Raw genomic sequence first — 2,540 nt, forward strand, 5'->3', positions numbered from 1 at the left:
TGCCTATGCCGTTGGCATCGGTATAGGCCGTCGAGGTGTCGCCGGCGATGTTGTTGAACGTGTTGCCGAGATTGGTGACGGAACCGCCGATGGTGCTGAGCGTGGTGCCGATGGCGTCGACGGCCTGGTTGGTGGCGGCGAGCTGCGAACCGTTGATGGCATCGGTCGACGTCGAACTGATCCGTCCGGCGGCGACGTTGGTGATGGTGCGTTCGGCGCCGACCGCGCCGACGCTGACCGTCGAGGTCGGGTTGGTGCCCTGGAAGGCGTAGGTGGTGCCATTGATCACGGTGCTGGGCGTGCCGACGGCGACGTCGGTGACACTGCCTGAGCCGAGCGCCACGTCGCCCGCATTGCCAGCAGCAGAGCCGGCGCCCAGCGCGAGCGCGTTCTGGGCGACGGCATTGGCGCCTACACCAACAGCAGTCGCCTGAACGCCAGCCGCAAGCGAGTTCTGGCCGATCGCCGTGCTGGACGTGGCTGTGGCGGTGGCGTTTGCGCCAATGGCGGTGCTGTATTGGCCCGAGGCCTTGGAGATGTACCCCAGTGCCGTTGCGTCGAGCGCCGACGCGACGGCGCCACTGCCGATGGCCGAGGCGTTGGCGTCGGAGGCGCTCGAATTGACGCCGGCCGCGATGGCGTTTGTCCCCGTCGCGGTCGCGACGGGTCCGATGGCGACCGAGTCCGTACCAGTGGCCGAGGAGTCCGCCGCCGTCGAGTTGGCGTGGAAATATTTGATGCCGCCGCCGACGTTGAGATTGTTGACGACGGCGCCGATGGCGTCCACCGCCTGGTTGGTGGCGGCGAGCTGCGAGCCATTGATCGCGTCGGTCGATGTTGAACTGATCCGCCCAGCAGCGACGTTGGTGATGGTGCGTTCGGCGCCGGGTGCACCGATGCTGACCGTCGAGGTCGGATTGGTGCCCTGGAAGGCGTAGGTCGTTCCGTTGACCACACCGCTGGCCGTGCCGACCGCCGTAGTGGTGACCGAGCCCGAACCAAGCGCGACATCGCCGGAGCTTGCCGCCGCTGTCGCGCCATCGCCCAGTGCGACGTTCCCGGCGAGGCCGGCTGCGCCCGCCGTCGAGCCGTTGCCCAGCGCCACCGAGCCTTGCCCGATCGCCTTGTTGCTGTTGCCGATGGCGACAGCGCCGTTGGCCATATTGGCCGCGGTGGCGGTTGCCGTGCCATCGCTGTTGGCGATGTTGTTGGCGCCGCCGGTGAAGGCGCCGGTACCGCTGGCATAGCTGGGATCGCCGATAGAGACGGCGCCGTCGCCATAAGCGACGTTGTCGGCGCCGATGGCGACGGCCTTGCCGCCGCTTGCATTCGCCCTGGTGCCGATGGCGACGGCATCGGCGGAGTTTGCGACCGCGTTCGTTCCGGCGGCGATCGCGTTCTGGGCACTCGCGTTTGCGGTATCGCCCATCGCCAGGGCGCTCGCGCCACTCGCCGATGCGCTAACGCCCAGCGCCGTTGCGCGCGCGAGGGTCGCACGGGAGCCATTGCCGAGCGCCACGGCGCCAACATCCGTGCCCTGGGCACCCGACCCAATCGCGACCGAGCCGATTCCACTCGACAGAGCGGCATTGCCGAAAGCCAATGCGAAATTGCCTGAGGCGAGTGCGTTGGGGCCGAGTGTTGACGAGCTTATCCCCGTCGCACGGGAATTTACCCCGATTGCGACGGCGAACTGGGCCGATGCCACGCTTGTACGGCCGATCGCCGTGGCATCAGCCACGTTTGCCGTCACGTCCACGCCGATAGCGATCGCGCTCTGAGCGAGAGCCCCCGTTCCGGCAGCGGAGCGTGCGCCCAGATAGATGGAATTCACGCCGCTGGCGATGGATCCCGTGCCAATGGCGGCGGCGTTGGTCTGGCTGGCTTGAGCGTTGTGGCCGATCGACGCGGTGTTGCTGACGGCGACACCAATACCGGCATTGGTTCCGATCGCGATGTTGTCGTTGCCGGTGACCAGATTGCCCGCGGAGGCGGAGAGCGTTGCGTCATAGGCAACGGCGCCGTCACCAGTGCCGAGGGCGACATTGCGCTGCCCCGTGACGCCGGAGCCGGCGCCTCTCAAGACGCTTGGGACGCCGCCGCCGACAGCGGTATTCTGTCCGCCGCTGACGAGCGTGCCTGCCGCGACGCCCACCGCGACCGAGCTGGCATTTCCGGTGGTTGACCCGGCGCCGGCGCCCTGACCGACAGCAACCGTGCTGTCGCCGATCGCCAGCGCTTGCACCCCGAGTGCCGTTGAGCTGTTGCCGGTCGCCCTAGCAGCGTTGCCGACGGCGACGCCCGAGACTCCGCTGGCGTTGGCGCCGTTCCCGGCGGCGAGAGAATTGCCGCCGGTTGCCTGGCTGACCACTCCCAGCGCTATCGAATTGCCGCCGCTTGCGTTACTACCCGCTCCCATTGCGGTCGCGTTGCCGCCGGTTGCTTGGCTGGTCGATCCAACCGCGGTACCAAAGCTGTTGGCGACGGTTCCCGTGCCGAGGGCGGTCGAACTGTTCCCCGAAGCCTGGCTCACGCTGCCG

1 pseudogene is annotated in these 2,540 nt (G+C 68.1%); it reads right to left on the minus strand.

Features of this window, described 5'->3' with window-relative positions:
* A pseudogene (locus EN991_RS31900) lies at positions 1–2,419 on the minus strand (calcium-binding protein); the annotation flags it as partial.
* Positions 2,420–2,540 lie beyond the last annotated feature (121 nt).

Source organism: Mesorhizobium sp. M7A.F.Ca.US.005.03.2.1, from assembly GCF_003997795.1.
GTDB lineage: Bacteria > Pseudomonadota > Alphaproteobacteria > Rhizobiales > Rhizobiaceae > Mesorhizobium > Mesorhizobium ciceri.